The organism is Streptomyces boninensis (assembly GCF_048572725.1).
Taxonomy (GTDB): Bacteria; Actinomycetota; Actinomycetes; order Streptomycetales; family Streptomycetaceae; genus Streptomyces; species Streptomyces boninensis.
The window spans coordinates 7,722,486-7,739,529 of the sequence record NZ_CP183837.1 but is presented as its reverse complement, the minus strand read 5'-3'; the positions used below and the strand labels follow the sequence as shown (position 1 = coordinate 7,739,529).

The window sequence follows — 17,044 nt, the reverse complement described above, 5'->3', positions numbered from 1 at the left end:
GAACCATGAGTGCCCAGACACAGGGCCATCCAGTCCGTACGTTTGTCATCGCCGCCGTGGCGATGTTCATCACCTCCCTCGACAACCTCGTCGTGACCACGGCGCTGCCCGCCATCCGGGACGACCTGAACGCCGGGCTCGACGAACTGGAGTGGACGGTGAACGCGTTCACGCTGACGTTCGCCGTCTTCCTGATGACGGGATCCGCACTCGGCGACCGCTTCGGCCGGCGCCGGCTGTTCATGATCGGTATGGCCATCTTCACCGTGGCCTCGGCCGCCGCGGCCATGTCCGACACGGCGAACGAGCTGATCATCGCCCGCGCCGTGCAGGGCATCGGCGGCGCGATCGTCGTACCCCTGACCCTTACTCTCCTCTCCGCGGCCGTGCCACCCGCGAAGCGCGGCGCCGCCCTTGGCGCCTGGGGCGCGGTCGCGGGCCTCGCCATCGCGCTCGGCCCGGTGGTCGGCGGCGCGATCGTGGAGGGCGCGTCCTGGCAGTGGATCTTCTGGATCAACGTGCCGCTCGGCATCGTCCTGGTGCCCCTGTCCAAGGCCTGGCTCGCGGAGAGCCGCGGCTCGCAGGCCAAGCTGGACCTGACCGGCACCGCACTGCTCAGCCTCGGCCTGTTCGGCGTGGTGCTGGGCCTGGTGCGCGGCGGCGCGATCGGCTGGACCTCGGGCGAGGTGCTGACCGGCTTCATCGCGGGCGGCGTGCTGATCGCGGCCTTCCTGGCCTGGGAGAACAGGACCAAGCACCCGATGCTGCCGCTCGGCCTGTTCCGCGGCCGGGCCTTCTCGATGACCAACCTGGCGTCGGTGCTGATGTACTTCGGCATGTTCGGCGCGATCTTCCTAATCGCGCAGTTCCTGCAGACCGCGCAGGGCTACTCGCCGCTGGAGGCGGGCATCAGGACGCTGCCGTGGACCGCGATGCCGATGGTCGTCGCTCCGATCGCGGGCGCGCTGTCCGACCGCTTCGGCGGCCGGCTCATCCTCGCCATCGGCTTCGTGCTGCAGGCGATCGGCCTCGGCTGGTTCGCCATGGTGGCCACCTCGACCGTGGGCTACAGCGCCCTGGTCGCCCCCTTCGCCATCCTCGGCGTCGGCATGTCCCTGTTCTACGCGCCCGTGGTGAACATGGTGTTCTCCTCGGTCCGCCGCGACCAGGAGGGCATCGCGTCCGGCGTGAACAACGCGGGCCGCGAGTTCGGCGGCGTCCTCGGCGTGGCCGTGCTGGCCGCGGTGTTCGCCGCGAACGGCGGCTACGAGACGCCGACGCACTTCGTCGACGGCGTGATCCCCGCGGTGTGGGTCGGCGCGGTCGTACTCCTCGCGGCGGCGGTCGCCTCGATGCTGATCCCGGGCGGGCTGCGGCCTGTCGGGGCGGCGGCGGAGGCGGCGGAGGCCGAAGCCGCGGCGGCCGCGGAGGCCGCGGCGACCGAGGCCGGTCCGGCGCAGTCCACCGCGCCGGTCGACACGAAGAAGCCCGCCACCGAGCAGGTGCCGGCGGTCCCCTGACCCCGGCCCCGTAAACCGGGCGGCCGGTCCTCAGTCCCCCTGGGACCGGCCGCCCAACTCTTTTCCCTACTAGCCCGACACCCACCCGGAGGCACTCCAGTGGAAGCAACCCTGTGGAAGGTCATCTCAGGCTCCCCCACCCCGGAGGAGCTGGCGGCCGTGACGGCCGTCCTGTCCGCACTCCTGCAGCGCACCGAGACGCACGAGACCCCGGCACCCGTCATCCCCCTGGCCCGCTGGAGCCACCCCGCGGCGCCCCGGGCGGGCGGCTCCTGGCGGATCGCGGCGTAGGCCGTCACTAGGCGTCCGCGTACCGCTCCCGCAGCTCGATCTTCCGGACCTTCCCGCTGACCGTCATCGGGAAGGAGTCCACCACCTCGAGCCGCCGCGGCACCTTGTAGTGGGCCAGCCGCCCGCGGCAGAAGCCGGCGACCTCGTCGAGCGTCAGCGCCGCCACCCCCTCGCGGAGGATGACGCAGGCGAGGATCTCCTCGCCGTACGTGGCGTCCGGCACCCCGACCACCTGCACATCGGCGATCTTGGGGTGGCCGTACAGGAACTCCTCGATCTCCCGCGGGTAGATGTTCTCCCCACCCCGGATGATCATGTCCTTGATGCGCCCGACGATCTCCACATACCCGTCCTCACGCATCACCGCCAGGTCCCCGGTGTGCATCCACCGCCCGGCGTCGATCACCTCGGCGGTGCGCTCGGGCTGATCCCAGTAGCCGAGCATCACGCTGTACCCGCGCGTGCAGAACTCCCCCGACGCACCGCGCGGGACGGTGACTCCGGTCGCCGGATCGGTCACCTTCACCTCAATGTGCGGCAGCACCCGGCCGACCGTCCCCGTCCGGTGCTCCAGGTCGTCCTCGATCCGCGTCTGCGTGGACACGGGCGAGGTCTCGGTCATCCCGTAACAGATGGACACCTCGGCCATATGCATCTCGGCGACCACCCGCTTCATCACCTCGACCGGACACGGCGAGCCCGCCATGATGCCGGTACGGAGCGAGCCGAGGTCGTACGAGGCGAAGTCCGCAAGGCCGAGCTCCGCGATGAACATCGTCGGCACGCCGTACAGCGACGTGCACCGCTCCTGCTCGACCGCCCGCAGCGTGGCCGCCGGGTCGAAGGACGGCGCCGGGATCACCATGCAGCCGCCGTGGCTGGTGGCCGCGAGATTTCCCATGACCATGCCGAAGCAGTGATAGAAGGGCACGGGTATGCAGATCCGGTCGGCTTCGCTGTAGCCGATCGTCTCGCCCACGAAGTAGCCGTTGTTGAGGATGTTGTGGTGCGACAGCGTCGCGCCCTTGGGAAAGCCGGTCGTGCCCGAGGTGTACTGAATATTGACGGGGTCATCGCAGGACAGCTCGGCCTGCCGGACGCTGACGGCCTCGGCGGGCACTTCGGCCGCGGCGGCGACGAGCTCATCCCAGCTGGGATCGCCGATATAGACCACCCGGCGCAGCTCAGGACACTTCCCCCCGACCTCCTCGACCATCCCCCGGTAATCGCTCGTCTTGTACGCGGTCGAGGCCACCAGCACCGACACCCCGGCCTGCCGCAGCACATACTCCAGCTCGTGCACCCGGTACGCCGGATTGATATTGACCATGACCGCGCCGATCCGCGCCGTGGCGTACTGGACCAGCACCCACTCGGGGCAGTTGACCGCCCAGATCCCGACCCGATCGCCTTTGCCGACTCCGTACGCGAGGAGCCCACGCGCCACCTCTTCGACGGCTACGGAGAATTGGGCGTACGTCCATCTCCGGCCGCTCGGCAGATCGACCAGGGCATCCCGCCCGGGAAAGGCTGCTACGGCACGGTCGAGATTCCCGCCGATGGTGTCACCGAGAAGCGGGGTGGTGCCGGTCCCCGATGCGTACGAGAGGGCGCTCATGCGTGGTCCTCCTCGTGGGCGTCCAACTCACGTCAGAGACGGGAATGTTACCTGCGCTTGCCTCGGATGAGGCCGGCCAGGAGGACCACCAGGAGCGGGAGCACGGCCACGCCGCCGATCACCGCGGCGAAGACCCACCAGGGAATCTCCGGCAGATCGCCGCCTTTGCCACTGGCCAGCGCGATGACGCCGAGGACAAGAATGCCGAATACGGTGATCCGCACTGCCGTGTACCCGCATCCCATGGCGCCCACGATCGACGCCTCGATCCGCTGCCCTGCCGCGGCCCGCTCCTTCCCCGCCTCGACGGCGGCCGGCTGCGGAGTCCAGTCCTCGCCGCGCCGCCGCTCCCACGTCGCACGGATGGCTTGTGCCTCCTGCTGCACCGACAGGGTGGGGATGCCGGCGATGTTGGGGAGCACGAGCCGGCGGCCGTCGCGGGTGTAGACCGCGATGCATTCCGCGGTCTTGCCGCCTCCGATGAAGTTCTCCTCGACCGCGATGGCGGTGATGTCGCGCCAGGCCACGCTGCGGGTCCCGGCGTCCCGGACCGTGATCCGGTCCTGCTCGACAATGGTCGCGCTTCTGACGAACCCGACCATGAGCGCGAGCGTGACGGCCGCGAGCGCGGCGAACGGGAGCGCGAAGACGAACGGCGCCTCGGCCACTCTCACGAGCAGCACGGCGAAAAATGCCAGCGCACCTGCGATAACGCTGAGCAAGGCACCGATGCCCACCTTGAGCCCCACCGATCCGCGATACGTACGGACCTGCGACCCGCCGTTCACCGTGCCGGTCATCTCACACCCCTGTCGCGTCCAGGTCATCCGACCCTAGATGCTCAGGCACGGCGGCCGGTAGCCGTGGACGCGGAGCCGAGTATCCGCCTTTACGGCAGGTCGGTGGCCCAGTCCCGGTCCGGCTGCGTAGCCAGCCGGTAGTCGAGCGAGCCGCCCTTCAAGGTCAGGCCCGAGCCGGCCCAAGACCTGTCGTGGTTACGGCCATTGAGCCTGACCCCCGACACGTAGGCATGCTCCGCATCGGCCTCCGGCGCCGAGATCCTGATGTCGGTGCCGCCCGGCCGGTCGAGCAGCGCCTGCGGGAAGAGCGGGGTGCCGAGGAGCAGGTTGGCGCTGCCGGGGGTCTGCGGGTAGATGCCTAGGGCGGAGAAGACGTACCAGGCCGACATCGTGCCGAGATCGTCGTTGCCGGGCAGCCCCGCCGGGCCGGTGCCGTAGACGGTGTTCACGATCTCGCGGACCGTCGCCTGCGTCTTCCACGGCTGGCCGAGGGCGTTGTAGAGCCATGGGGCGTGGATGCCGGGTTCGTTGGTCGGGTCGTAGCGCAAGGGGTCGCCGCCCTTGACCGACCATGAGCCGTCGGGCTTGTGGAAGAAGGCGTCGAGCCGCTCGGCGGCACGGGCCCGCCCACCCATGGCGGCCGCCAGCCCTGGGACGTCCTGCGGCACCATCCAGGTGTACGTGGCGCTCGTACCCTGCGCAAAGCCGAGGTCGCTGCCCGGGCTGAAGGGGGCGACCCAGGAGCCGTCGGCGTTGCGCGCGCGGATGTAGCCGGCGCCATCCGTGGCGTCGGGGTCGTAGACATTGCGCCACCAGGTGCCGCGCTCCGCGAAGTAGGCGGCCTCGCGGTCCCGCCCGAGGAGCTTCGCCCAGCGGCCGAGCGCGTCGTCCGCGACGGCGTCCTCGAGGGTCTCGGCGGCGCCGCCCCAGCAGTGACAGGTGTCCTGAGGCGCGTAATGGAGCCTCAGATACTCGGCGAGATTTGGGCGCTGGCCCTCGCACTGCCCGGGGCAGCCGGCATCCGACCACCCGTCCTCGTGCGGCACGGTGGCCTGCCGGGCCAGGGACTCGAAGGCTCCCTCGTAGTCGAAGTTGCGTACGCCCATCGCGTAGAAGGTGGCCAGGGTGGCCGCCGTCGGGTCGCCGGTCATGACGTGGGTCGGCCCGTTGATGTGCACCCAGCGGTCCCAGACGCCGCCGTTCTGCCGCGCGAAGTTGTAGAGCGACTGGGCGAAGTCCCCGGCGATACGGGGCTTGAGCAGCGCCAGCAGCTGGATCTGGGCGCGGTACTGGTCCCAGCCGGAGAAGTTGCTGTACTGCGCGCCCTGCCCGCGGGCGAGGCGGTGGGTGGCGCCGTCCATGCCCGGGTAGCGGCCGTCGGCGTCGCTGATCAGGTTCGGTTGCATGAGGGAGTGATAGAGCGCGGTGTAGAAGGCGGTGCGCTGGGCGTCGGTGCCGCCGGTGGTACGGACGGAGCGCAGCTCGCGGTCCCAGGCGGCGCGGGCGCCGGAGGCGATGTCGTCGACGTCGGCGCGCGGGGAGATCTCCCGGCGGAGGTTGTCCTCGGCGCCGGACCGGCTGACGTAGGAGATGCCGATGCGCATCCGAACGTCGCGGTCGCTGCCCGTATCGAAGCCGACCCAGCCGCCGGAGCCGCGGCCCGCGCGGTCGGCGCCGGTGGCGTAGCCCTCGCCGCCGTCCGCGGACGTGGAGCCGGGCGAGACGTCGCCGTCGCGCCACGTGCCGGTGGTGGCGAAGGTTCGGTCGAAGGACGCCGAGAAGTAGAGCTTGTAGTAGCTCTTGCGGTTGTTGGTGCCGCCATTGGCGCGGCGGCCGCAGAAGGCGCCGGTCTTCACCCAGCCGGTCGCCTTGCGGTTCTTGCGGTCGATCTCGGTGTGCGCGTCCTCGCTGCCGTTGAGGGAGTTGGACGTACGGAAGAGCAGGCTGGCGGGCTTGCCCGCGGGGAAGCTGAAGTCGGCGACGCCGGAGCGCTCGCCGACGGCGAGGTCGGCACCGGCGCCGGAGTCGAGGCGGACGGCGTAACGGCCGGGCTCGGCGCGCTCGTTGTCGTGCGAGAAGTTGGCGGCGTACGTCTCGTCCTTGGTGTCGGCGGTGGGTGAGGACGTGACGTCTCCCGCGAACGGCATGATCGGCACATCACCGGCCGCGCCCGGATTGCACCCGGCGCCGTTGACGTGGGTGAGGCTGAGGCCGCGCATGCGCGTGACGTTGTACTCGTAGCCGTTGGCCGCGCCGGTGCTGGTCTGGTCGCCTTTCGTGGAGGTGGGCGACCAGCCGATCATGCCGTACGGGCGGGTGGCTCCCGGGTAGGTGTTGCCGCCGTTGGTGGTGCCGATGAACGGGTCGACGTAGTCGGTGGGGTGGGAGACGGCGGTCGCCGCGTCGCTGGGCGCCGGGGCCGCCGCCTGGGCCGCGGGGCCGGGAAGGACGGCCGCCACGGTCGCGCCGAGGGCAAGTCCGCTGAGGACAAGGCGGGTTCGCTGCCCGGCCGGCCTGCGCGCTGAGCTGGTCGACATGATCGTGCGGGCTCCGATCCCGGGCGGACAGCACCGTTTGGCAACGTTGTCAGGCGGAAGCTAGCAGGGCGGCCGGAGCGGTGCCAAGGGGATGCCGGTGAACTCGCGGTGTCGGCTGGGCGATCGGCGCCCGCTACACTCCAACCGTTCGGGCGCACGCCCGGGCCGCCGCTGACGAGTAAGCAACCGGACGGTGACGGAGCCGGTGCGACCGCGCGTGTCCCCGCGCCGCACCCGAGGTGGAAAGGCTCCGGCGTCGACCGCGGGTCGCATTTTCCCGGTGCAGGCTGCACAGGCTTCGCAGCCTTCCTGCACCATCCGGGCACCGGCGACCCCGCCGCGGTCCGCCCCGCCGCCCGGGGAATTCCGGTATATCCGTGAACACCGCACCCCCGACACAACCGGGGTATCGGGCCCTGCTGCGCATGCCCGGCGCCGCCACCTTCTACTTCACCGCGACCGCAGGCCGCATCGGCCTCGCCATGACGGGCCTGGGCCTGGTCTGGCTGATCCACCAACGCACGGACTCCTTCGCCGCGGCCGGCCTGGTCACCGGAGCCTTCGCCGTCGCGGAGGCGCTGGCCGGACCGCAACTGGCCCGCCTGATCGACCGCTTCGGTCAGGTGCGGGTGCTGCCACCGGCCGTACTGACACACGCCGCGGCGGTGAGCGCGCTGCTGCTGGTGCCGGGGACGGCGCCGCGGTGGACGCTGGCCACCTGCGGGGCGCTGGCGGGCGCCGCCGTACCGCAACTGGGGGCGCTGTCGGCGGCGCGCTGGGCGGCGCTGCTACGTCAACACAAGCCCGCCGGACCGGACTCCGGCACCGCTGACCTGACCACCCCGCCGGGCCCGCAGGCCCTCCCCACCGCCTTCTCCCTCGAATCCCTGGCCAACGGCACCGCCTTCCTGATCGGCCCGGTGCTCGTCACCTCACTCGGCGCCCTCGACCGCCCCGCCGCCGCCACCGCTCTTGCCACCACCCTGATCACCGTGAGTGGCCTGTCCCTGGCCGCTCAAAGCCGCACCGCTCCCCCAACCGTCACCGATGCGGTGGAACGCACCCGCGCCGGACGCAGCCTGCTACGCTCCGGCTTCGCGCTGGTGGTCGCGCTGAACCTCGCCATCGGCGTGCACTTCGGCGCCATGGGCGTCTCGATGACGGCCTTCATGCTGGACCACGACGCCACCACCACCGCCCCGGCGGTCTTCGCAGCCGGCAGCCTGAGCGGCCTGCTGGCCGGCTGGCTGTACGGGCTACGCCGGTGGCAGGCCGCGCCATCCACCCAACTCCCGGTGGCAGCGGGCCTCTTGGCTGCCGGTACCCCACTCCTGCTGCTCGCCGAATCACCCCTGCAACTGGCCGGTGCGGCGGCGCTGGTGGAGGGGATGATCCCACCACTCCTGGTCCTGTTCTCGCTCCTCACCGAGGCGACCGTCCACCGCGCCGCCCTAACCCAAGCCCTGACCTGGCTGAACTCCGCCAGCGCCGCAGGCTCCGCAGCCGCCGCCGCACTGGCCGGCCACGCGGTGGACGTGGCAGGCGCAGACGGCGGATTCGCCCTCACCACCGGAGCCTCGCTGGTGATGACGGCTCTGGCGGCGGGCTGGTGGGCAACGAACCGCTGAGTCAGGGCCGGTCCGCGAACTGCTCGATGGCCTTCTGGATCTCGGCGCCCATGGCTGGGCTGCCGCCGTGTCCGGCGTCCTCGACGATGACCAGGCGCGCGTCCGGCCAGGCTTGCGACAGTTCCCAGGCCGTGAGCGGTGGGCAGCCGAGGTCCTGGCGGCCCTGGATGATGATGCCGGGGATCCCGGCCAGCTGCCCTGCCCGCTGGATCAGGACGCCTTCGTCCAGCCAGGCCGCGTTGCTGTAGTAGTGCGCGCAGATGCGGACGCATGCCTGGTCCGCGGCGGATGCCTCGTTGCGGTGGTCGGGTGCGGTGTCGTCCTGTGCGACGGACAGGACCGCGTCCTCCCAGGCCATCCAGTCGGCCGCGGCTTTTGAGCGGACCGCGGGGTCCGGGTCCTCCATCAGCCGCGCGTACGCCGACAGCAGGTCGCCGTCGCGGTCCGCCGCCGGGACGCCGTCGCGGAAGCGCTGCCAGGCCTCGGGGGCGAAGCGGCCGGCGCCGCGGTACAGCCAGTCGATCTCCGAGCGACGGGACGTCATCATGCTGATCAGAATCATGCCCGTGACCCGCTCCGGATGGCGCTCGGCGTACGCCAGGCCCAGTGTCGCGCCCCACGAGCCGCCCTTGACCAGCCAGCGGTCCACGCCCAGGTGTTCGCGCAGCAGCTCCATGTCGGACAGCAGGTGCTCGGTCGTGTTGAGGCTCATGTCCGCCGCCGGATCGGAGGCATGCGGCGTGCTGCGCCCGCAGTTGCGCTGGTCGAAGCGGATGACGCGGAAGCGCTCCGGGTCCCAGGCGCGCACCGGCTTGGGGACGCCGGGCGCGCCTGGCCCGCCGTGCAGGTTCACGACGGGCTTGCCGTGGGGATTTCCGGAGACGTCCCAGTAGATGCGGTTTCCGTCACCTGTGTCGAGCATCCCGCGGTCGTATGGCTCGTACGGCGCATATGAGCTGGTCATGCGACGACAGCGTAGCGATCGCCTCACCCGTACTGCGGCGCCGGCGGCTCCGCCGGGCCCAGCCAACCCCGCAGCCACTCGTCGTAGCTGTTCTGCCAGGCGTTCTTGCCGGCCTTTTCCAGGGTGTCGTTGACCGCTCGCAGCAGGTCGTCCGACCCGTCCTTCACCGCGATGCCGTACGAATCCTTGCCGGTCTGCGGGCCGACCAGCCGGCTGCCGTCCTCCTGGGCGGCCATGCCCGCGGCGAGGCCGCTGTCGGTGAGGACCGCGTCCACGCGGGAGAGCTGGAGGAGCATCAGGCAGTCCAGGGCGCTGGGGCGGGCGCGCATCCAGGCGCCGTACTTCTCCTGGCCCTGGCCGCTGAGCAGCTCGTAGCCGCTGGAGCCGTAGGCGGTGCAGACCGTCTTGCCCTTCAGGGTGCTGTTGAAGCCGGTGATGCTGGACTTCTCCGGGACCAGCACGCGCTGTCCGGTTTCGAAGTAGGGGCTGGAGAAGTCCACGGCCGGCTCCTCCGGGGTGCCCTTGAGGGCCCGGCAGGTGATCGGCATGGTTTGCACCAGCACATCCACCTCGCCGTCTTCCAGGGCCTGCTGGCGGCGGTCGATCGGGACGGTACGGAACTCCACCGCCTCGGGGTCGCCGAGAAGGGCGTCGGCCAGCTCCTTGACGAGGTCGATGTCGAAGCCCGCCAGGTCGCCCTTGGCGTTGCGGTGGCTCCACAGGTAGCTGTTCTGCGCCACCCCGGCGATCAGCTTGCCGCGGTCCTTGATCTTCTTGACCGCCGGCCCGTTCTTGCTGCCGCTCTTCGGGTCCGGACTCACCTTGGTGTCGCAGTCCTCCCCTGCGGCCGTGCCCTGCTGCGGGGCCACCGCCGCCGGCGCGGCGGCACGCCCTCCCGCCGACGACGCCTGCTGCGGCGCGGCGCCGCTGATCGTGGGCACCGCCACCAGAGCGACGGCGGTCAGCCACACCGCGGTCCACCCCCCGGCCACGCGCCGCCGGACCCTCATTCCGTCGTCCCTCATACCGTCACCCCCGCCGCTCACCGGTACTCCGCCAGCCGCTTGCCGATCCCCAGAACCGCGCCCGCCACACCAAGCAGGCACAACACCGCACCACCGACCGGCAGTCCGGACAGCGCGCCGCGTCCGCTCTCGGCCTGCTCCTGGAACTGCGCCTCCTCGTGCTCCACCGCCGCTGCCAGCTTCCGGTCCATCGCGGCGAAGCTGCGCTCAGTCGTGTCCTTGACGGTCTCCCCGTCCGCCTTCCCGCCGATCGTGCGGGCCAGCGCCGCGTCGTAGTCGCCGCGGTCATCCTGCTTACGGGCCTGGTTGTGCAGCTTCTTCCAGTCCTTCAGCTCCGCCCAGGCATCCGCCACCATGTCCTGCCCCGCCCGGTCCTCGGCCTGCTGCTCGGAGCGCTGCATCAGCCGCTGCCCCTTGTCGCGGTCGTCCATCGCGCCCGCCCAGTAGTCGAACTCCCGGGAATACGCGGCACCTTCCCCGCGCGCCACCAGCGCCATGTTCTCGTTGCCCCGCGCCTTCAGCCCGGCGATCCGGGACTGGGTCAGCAACTGCACGGAAGCCGAGCCATGCGTATCGGAGTCCTCCAGCGAGGAGCTGGCCATGAAATGGCCGACCGTCAGCCAGACCAACGAGACCAGCACCGCGCCGGCCGCCGCCACCAGACCCAGGTTGAGGATCCGATTGGTGGCCAGGAAGAGCCGGTACGAGTAGAAGCCGATCACCGCGAGGACGAGCAGTCCGGCGCCGTACGCCGCCCAGGGCGGCGCGGTGGCATCGTCGCGGATCTCGGCCATGCGCCGGGTCTCCGCGTGGTACATGTCCTCGGCCGCCGGGAGCATCGTGGAGCGCATCTGCTCGGAGGCGTACCGGAGATAGGAGTTACCGACCGGCTTGTTCTCGCGGTTCGCGGAGCGGGCGGCCTCCACCAAGCTGGTGTAGCCGGGCAGTTCCTTGTTCAGGATGGCGATCTGCCGCTGCGCGGCGAAGGAGTCGCCGGTCCGCGCCGCCGCCTTGGAGAGCAGCCTGGAGGCGGTACGGATATTCGCCTCATAGGCGACGCGGTCCGCATGGGACTCCTCGCTGCCCCGCAGGAAGCCCGCCGCCGCCGTGGCGTCCGCGTCTGCCAGCGAGCGGTATATCTCCGCCGCGTCCGCGGCCAATGGCGCGGATTGCTGCGCCACATTGTCGGCCGCCGTCTGGCGATCGAGCACCGCCGTGGCCAGCAGCGCTCCGAAGAGCACCGTCACCAGCGCCATGATCAGTCCGGCCAGCCGCAACCGGGCCGGCGGGGAACCCGTCCCGACGATCCCCAGTACCGCGGAAGCCACCGCCTGCGCTCGTCCTCGCCGCCGTTCCGGAACGGCCTGCGCGGGCACTCCCACCTGTGCGGATGCTTGTACGGATGCGTCCGGTCCAGACGCGACCCCCGTTTTCGTCGGCGTCACCACGCCGGTCCTCCCCGTTGTCGTCCTACAGTGCCCGCCGAGCTCCCCTCCGCGTACTGCTGCTTGGAACACTAGTGCTTCAGTGCCGAAGGCAACTAGGGTGACCGAATGTCCACCGGGGGAAACAGTGCACATGCAATGGATCGACGCAGGTTCCTTGGCGGCCTGGCCGCAGGGGCGCTGGCACCAGCCGCCCTGGCCGCCTGCGGCACCGACAGCGGACCGGGCCTGGCAAAGGCCGCGGCACAGAAGGACCGCGGCACCATCACCATCGGCTACGTAGCCTGGGACGAGGCCATCGCGGTCACCGAGCTGTGGAAGCAGCTGCTGGAGTCCAAGGGCTACACGGTCAAGGACGTGCAGAAGGACGCCGTGCCGGACCTGTTCCGCGGGGTGGCCAAGGGCGAGTTCGACGTCTTCATGGACGCCTGGCTGCCGAGCACCCACACCGAGCCATGGGCGCAATACGGCGGCTCAATGGTCGACCTCGGCCCTTGGTACGAGCCCGGCGACCTCGGCCTGGCCGTGCCCGATTACGTGGAAGATGTCGAGTCCCTGGTCGATCTGCCGCAGCACGCGGGCCTCTTCGACGGGACGATCGTCGGCATCGAGCCGACCGCGGGTCTGACCAGGACCATCAACAAGTCGGTGATCCCGGAGTACGGCCTGGCGGACTCGTACCGCCAGAAGGCCAAGGACACCGCCACCATGCTGCAGGCCCTGGACACCGCCTACGCGGCGAAGGACCCCATCCTGGTGGGCATGTGGCGCCCCCACTGGGCCTTCTCCAAGTACGACATCCGCTACCTCGACGACCCCGCCGACGCCTTCGGCGACCCGGACAAGCTCCACACGGTCGTCTCCCGGGACTTCCACGGCAAAGGCGACAACGAAGCCCTGGAGTGGCTGCGGAACTTCCGCGTAACGCCGGATCAGCTGCAGGGCCTGGAGGCGGCGATCCAGGACGCGGGCGGCGCGGAGCAGAAAGAGGACGCGGTCGAGACCTGGATCGGCGTCAACGAATCCCTCGTCAAGCAGTGGCTGCCTATCTGACAGTGTGGACGCGTACGAATCCGGTCCGGTAGGCGATGGCGACCAGTTGGGCCCGGGTGCGGGAGTCGAGCTTGGTCATGATGCGCTGGATGAAGGTCCGTACGGTCAGCGGGCTGAGGTGCAGGAGCTCGGCGATCTCGGCATTGGTGAGGCCCTTGGCAGCCTGCGCCAGGACCTCGCGTTCGCGCGACGTGAGCGCCTCAAGTGCCTGGGGCACCGCGGTCGGCGGGCCGGGCGTGGCGAGATAGCGGGCGACCACGGCGCGGGTGGCGAGCGGGGACAGGACCATGTCTCCGGCCGCGACGGTACGGATGGCGCTGAGGAGCTCGCCGGGGGTGACGCCCTTGCCGAGAAAGCCGCTTACGCCCGCGCGCAGGGCCTGGGCGACGTACTCATCGGTCTCGAAGGTGGTGAGTATGAGGACGCGGGCCCGGCCGCCTGCTTGGGTGATCTCGGCTGCGGCGATCAGCCCGTCCTTGCCGGGCATACGGATGTCCATGACCACGACGTCGGGGGTGGTGGCGCGGGTCAGCTCGACCGCCTGGGCGCCGTCCTCGGCGAGGCCGACGACCTCCATGTCGTCGCTCGCGTCGATGAGGATCTTGAAGGTGCCGGCCAGGAGAGCCTGGTCGTCGGCGAGCAGCACCCGGATCGTCACAGCCGCTCCTCGTGTGGTGGGTCGGTGGAGAGTTCGGCGACCACCTCGAATCCGCTGCCGTCCTTCGGTCGCGCCCGGAGGCGTCCCCCTGCGGCCTGGACTCGCTCCCGCATGCCGATGAGTCCGTAGCCGGTGCTGGTATCCGCCGCCATGTCATGCGGGCCGTTGTCGCTGATCGTGATGGTCAGGAGGCTTTCGGCGTAGGCGAGTTGGAGGCAGGCGGAGCCGGTGCGGGCGTGTTTGGTGACGTTGGTCAGGGCCTCTTGGACGATCCGGTACGCCGTGAGGTCGACGCCGGGTGACAGGGGCCGCGGGGTGCCGTCGCGGGTGAGGTGGACCGCGAGGCCGGCCTGTTTGAAGTCGGCGAGCAGGCCGGGGAGCCGGTCCAGGCCGGGGGCGGGGTCGAGGGGGGTCTCGTGGCGGCCGGTCTGGCGCAGCAGGCCTACGGTCGCGCGCAGTTCGTTCAGGGCGGAGACCAGGGTGGGGGTGAGGTGGCGCATGGCGTCGCGTGCCTGGTCGGGCTTCGTGGACAGCAGGTAGTCGGCGGTGGCGGCTTGGGCGTGGGCGAGGGTGATGTGGTGGGCGACGACGTCGTGGAGTTCGCGGGCGATGCGCATGCGTTCGGCGCCGACCCGGTGGCGGGCCTCGTCCTCGCGGGTGCGTTCGGCGAGTTCGGCGCGGGCCTCGACGGCGGCGACGTAGTCGCGGCGGCTGCGGGTGGAGTCGGCGACGGCGGCGGCCAGGAGCACGAAGCCGACGAGCCCCACCTGCTCGGGCTGGAGGAGTGTGCCGTCCGGTGCCCAGATGACGGAAGCGGCGAGGAGGGTCAGTGCGGCGGCGGCGGTGTAGCGGCCGGTGGTGCGCTGGTCGGTGCGCCAGGCGAGGGAGGCCAGCGCCGCCATGGTGGTGCCGACGAGGGTCGAGCCGAACTGGTAGCCCAGCGAGGGGGCCATGGCCCCCAGGGCGGCGCCGCCCGCGGTGGTGGCGATGACCGTCAGGCGCGGGTGGCGACGATGGGTGAGGAGAGCGCCGGACGAGGCGAGGGCGACAATCACCGCGGGCAGCGGCGGCCATTGGTGGATGTGCGGCGGCCGCTCCATGGTGGTGGACGCCAGGGTGATGGCGCAGAGCACCACGGCGAGGGTCGCGTCGACCCCGCGGGGGTGGCTGCGGATCCACGGACGCACTCCGCGGATCCACAACCGCGCTTCGTCGATCACTTGACTCCTTGTACGGCCCGTGGCTGCGGCGGGATGGCTGGGTCGGCCTCGCGATGGCTGAGCTGCTCGCCTTCGATGTCCAGGTCGGGCAGCACCCGGCCGAGCCGGCGGGGCAGCCACCACGCCGCGTGCCCCAGGAGCGCCAGCGCAGCGGGGACGATGGTCATCCGTACGACAAAGGCGTCGAAGAGGACAGCGGCGGCCAGGCCGAGGCCGAGCATTTTGATCATGGAGTCGGTCATGCCGATGAAGCCGGCGAACACCGCGATCATGATGACGGCTGCGGCCACGACGACGCGGGCGCTGTGCCGGAAGCCGGTGACGATGGCGCGAGTTGGCTGCTCGCCGCGTACGTACGCCTCCCGGATGCGGGTCACGAGGAAGACCTCGTAATCCATGGCAAGACCGAACACCACACCGATCAGGAAGATCGGCATCATGCTCATCACGGGTCCGGTCTGCGCGACCCCGAGCAGACCGGCCAGCCAGCCCCACTGGAACACCGCCACGATCACGCCGAAGGCCGCGGCCACCGAGAGCAGGAAGCCCAGCGCGGCCTTGAGCGGCACGAGGATCGAGCGGAAGACGACCATCAGCAGCACGATCGCCAGGCCGACCACGACCGCGAGGTAGGGCAGGAGCGCGGCGGTGACCTTGTTCGAGACGTCGATGTTCATGGCGGTCTGACCGGTCACCAGCATGGCCGCGCCGGTGTCGGCCTCGAGTTGGCCGCCTTCGGCGCGGAGGGTTCTGACCAGGTCCTTGGTCGCGGTGGCGGCGGGGCCGGTGCTGGGCATGGCGGTGACGACGGCGGTGTCCCCGGCCTTGTTGAACATGGCCGGTGACACCTCGACGACGCCGTCCGTGGCCGCCAGGGTCTTACGGGCCTGGGCGACGACGGCCTTCGCGTCGTCGGCCTGGCGCGTATCGATGGCTACGGTCAACGGCCCGTTGAAGCCGGGGCCGAATCCGTCGGCGAGCGCGTCGTACGCACGCCGCTGGGTGGTCGAGGTGGGCTGCGCCTCGTCGCCGGGCAGGGTCAGCTGCAGGTCCAGCGCCGGTACGGCGACGACCCCCAGGCCCACGACGCCGAGCAGCAGCGCCGCCAGCGGCCTGCGGACGACGAAGCGGGCCCAGCGGCTGCCCGCGGATTCCATCGCCGCGACGTCGGCAGGCGCCCGTACGGTGCGCCGCTGCGCCCGGGGCAGCACAGCCCGCGGAAAGAAGCCGAGCAGCGCGGGCAGCAGCGTCAGGGCGACCAGCACGGCGATCACGACGGTCCCGGCGGCCGCCAGGCCCATGTCGGTCAGCATCGGCACGCCCGCCACCGACAGCCCGGCCAGCGCGATGACGACGGTGGCACCGGCGAAGACAACGGCGGAGCCGGCCGTGCCCACCGCCCGCCCGACGGCCTCTTCGGCGGTTTGCCCCTCGGCCCGCTCGCTGCGATACCGGGAGACGATGAACAGCGCGTAATCGATGCCCACGGCCAGCCCCAGCATGAGCGCCAGCGTGATCGTCGTGGTCGACATGCCGGCCGCGATGATCGCGCAGACGCCCGCCCCGAGCCCGACGAGCGCGGTGATCAGCGGCAGCCCGGCGGCGACCACGGCGCGGAAGGTGATCAGCAGCACCAGCGCCGCGACGCCGATGCCGATCAGTTCGGTGATGCCGCCGAGCTCCGGCCCGCCGTCCACGGCCGACCCGCCGACCTCCACCGTCAACCCCGCGTCCCGCCCGTCCTGGACGGCGTCCAGGAGCGCCTCGCTCGTGCCTTCGGCCAGCTCCTCGCTCGGGACGTCATAGGTGACGGTCGCGTACGCGGTGCTGCCGTCCTCGCTGACGGCGTCCTCCGCGAAGGGACTCTGCGCCTCCTTCACCTGGGCCCCGGCGGCGACTTCGTCGACGACCCGGTCCACCGCGGCCCGGTGGTCGCCGGCCGTCACCTTCTGCCCGTCAGGGGCGGCGAAGACGATACGGGCGTCGGCGCCCTCCGAAGTTCCCCCGGGGAAACGATCGTCGAGCAAGTCGAAAGCCTTCTGCGACTCGGTGCCCGGCATCGAGAACCCGTCGTCCTCGGCCGCCGGCGCCGTGGCCGCCAGGAAGGCGCACGCCGCCAGCAGCACCACCCACACGAGGGCGAAGCAGCGGCGTTTGCGGAAGGACAGCCGGCCGAGCCGGTAGAGGTAGGAAGCCATGCCGTCATCGTTCGCGGCGGCGGATGTAGTCGTCGTCCGGCGCCTGCTGACACTGCGGCGTACTGCAGGGGCAGTACGGGCAGGGCC

13 protein-coding genes are annotated in these 17,044 nt (G+C 71.0%); 4 read left to right on the top strand and 9 right to left on the bottom strand.

Translation table 11 applies throughout. The features are described from left to right. Positions 1-5 precede the first annotated feature (5 nt). Both ACNNMR_RS35235 and ACNNMR_RS35230 read left to right on the top strand, forming a co-directional pair. Complete coding sequence (locus ACNNMR_RS35235) at positions 6-1,520, top strand: DHA2 family efflux MFS transporter permease subunit (RefSeq protein WP_419998763.1); 1,515 nt, start codon at positions 6-8, stop codon at positions 1,518-1,520. Positions 1,521-1,619: 99 nt separating this feature from the next. Next, positions 1,620-1,811, top strand: coding sequence for an acyl-CoA carboxylase subunit epsilon (locus ACNNMR_RS35230; RefSeq protein ID WP_419998762.1), 192 nt, complete (start codon positions 1,620-1,622; stop codon positions 1,809-1,811). Positions 1,812-1,818: 7 nt separating this feature from the next. Here ACNNMR_RS35230 and ACNNMR_RS35225 read toward each other — a convergent pair whose 3' ends face one another. The 3 genes from ACNNMR_RS35225 to ACNNMR_RS35215 form a co-directional block, all read right to left on the bottom strand. Beyond that, complete coding sequence (locus ACNNMR_RS35225) at positions 1,819-3,429, bottom strand: AMP-binding protein (protein ID WP_419998761.1); 1,611 nt, start codon at positions 3,427-3,429, stop codon at positions 1,819-1,821. Positions 3,430-3,476: 47 nt separating this feature from the next. Next, a complete protein-coding gene (locus tag ACNNMR_RS35220) occupies positions 3,477-4,229 on the bottom strand; it encodes a hypothetical protein (protein ID WP_419998760.1) in 753 nt (250 codons plus the stop codon). Positions 4,230-4,318: 89 nt separating this feature from the next. Next, positions 4,319-6,766, bottom strand: a complete 2,448-nt coding sequence (locus ACNNMR_RS35215; RefSeq protein WP_419998759.1) for a GH92 family glycosyl hydrolase — start codon at positions 6,764-6,766, stop codon at positions 4,319-4,321. Between the two features lie 377 nt (positions 6,767-7,143). Here ACNNMR_RS35215 and ACNNMR_RS35210 point away from each other — a divergent pair, with 377 nt between their 5' ends. After that, positions 7,144-8,394 carry an MFS transporter gene (locus ACNNMR_RS35210; protein ID WP_419998758.1) on the top strand — a complete coding sequence of 417 codons (1,251 nt, stop codon included), beginning with the start codon at positions 7,144-7,146 and terminating at the stop codon, positions 8,392-8,394. Between the two features lies 1 nt (position 8,395). Here the strand turns inward: ACNNMR_RS35210 and pip are convergent, their stop codons facing one another. From pip to ACNNMR_RS35195, 3 genes are read right to left on the bottom strand one after another with little or no spacing between them, the layout of a single operon-like run. After that, positions 8,396-9,358: a prolyl aminopeptidase gene (gene pip / locus ACNNMR_RS35205; protein ID WP_419998757.1), complete on the bottom strand. Its 963-nt coding sequence runs from the start codon at positions 9,356-9,358 to the stop codon at positions 8,396-8,398. A 23-nt stretch (positions 9,359-9,381) separates the two neighbouring features. After that, entirely contained in the window at positions 9,382-10,383 is a 1,002-nt protein-coding gene (locus ACNNMR_RS35200) for a transporter substrate-binding domain-containing protein (protein ID WP_419998756.1), read from the bottom strand. Positions 10,384-10,400: 17 nt separating this feature from the next. Continuing rightward, on the bottom strand, positions 10,401-11,711 hold the full coding sequence (locus ACNNMR_RS35195) for a hypothetical protein (protein ID WP_419998755.1): 1,311 nt from the start codon (positions 11,709-11,711) through the stop codon (positions 10,401-10,403). 255 nt (positions 11,712-11,966) lie between these two features. On the opposite strand from ACNNMR_RS35195, the gene ACNNMR_RS35190 reads away from it, so the two are divergent. After that, positions 11,967-12,881 carry a glycine betaine ABC transporter substrate-binding protein gene (locus tag ACNNMR_RS35190; RefSeq protein ID WP_419998754.1) on the top strand — a complete coding sequence of 305 codons (915 nt, stop codon included), beginning with the start codon at positions 11,967-11,969 and terminating at the stop codon, positions 12,879-12,881. Here ACNNMR_RS35190 and ACNNMR_RS35185 read toward each other — a convergent pair. The 3 genes from ACNNMR_RS35185 to ACNNMR_RS35175 are packed head-to-tail and all read right to left on the bottom strand — an operon-like array spanning position 12,874 to position 16,957. Beyond that, positions 12,874-13,539, bottom strand: coding sequence for a response regulator (locus ACNNMR_RS35185; RefSeq protein WP_419998753.1), 666 nt, complete (start codon positions 13,537-13,539; stop codon positions 12,874-12,876). The two genes, ACNNMR_RS35190 and ACNNMR_RS35185, sit on opposite strands and share 8 nt — an antisense overlap. After that, positions 13,536-14,759 carry a sensor histidine kinase gene (locus tag ACNNMR_RS35180; RefSeq protein ID WP_419998752.1) on the bottom strand — a complete coding sequence of 408 codons (1,224 nt, stop codon included), beginning with the start codon at positions 14,757-14,759 and terminating at the stop codon, positions 13,536-13,538. The genes ACNNMR_RS35185 and ACNNMR_RS35180 overlap by 4 nt, the downstream gene beginning before the upstream one ends. Continuing rightward, entirely contained in the window at positions 14,756-16,957 is a 2,202-nt protein-coding gene (locus ACNNMR_RS35175) for an MMPL family transporter (protein WP_419998751.1), read from the bottom strand. Before ACNNMR_RS35175 ends, ACNNMR_RS35180 begins: the two co-directional genes overlap by 4 nt. Positions 16,958-17,044 lie beyond the last annotated feature (87 nt).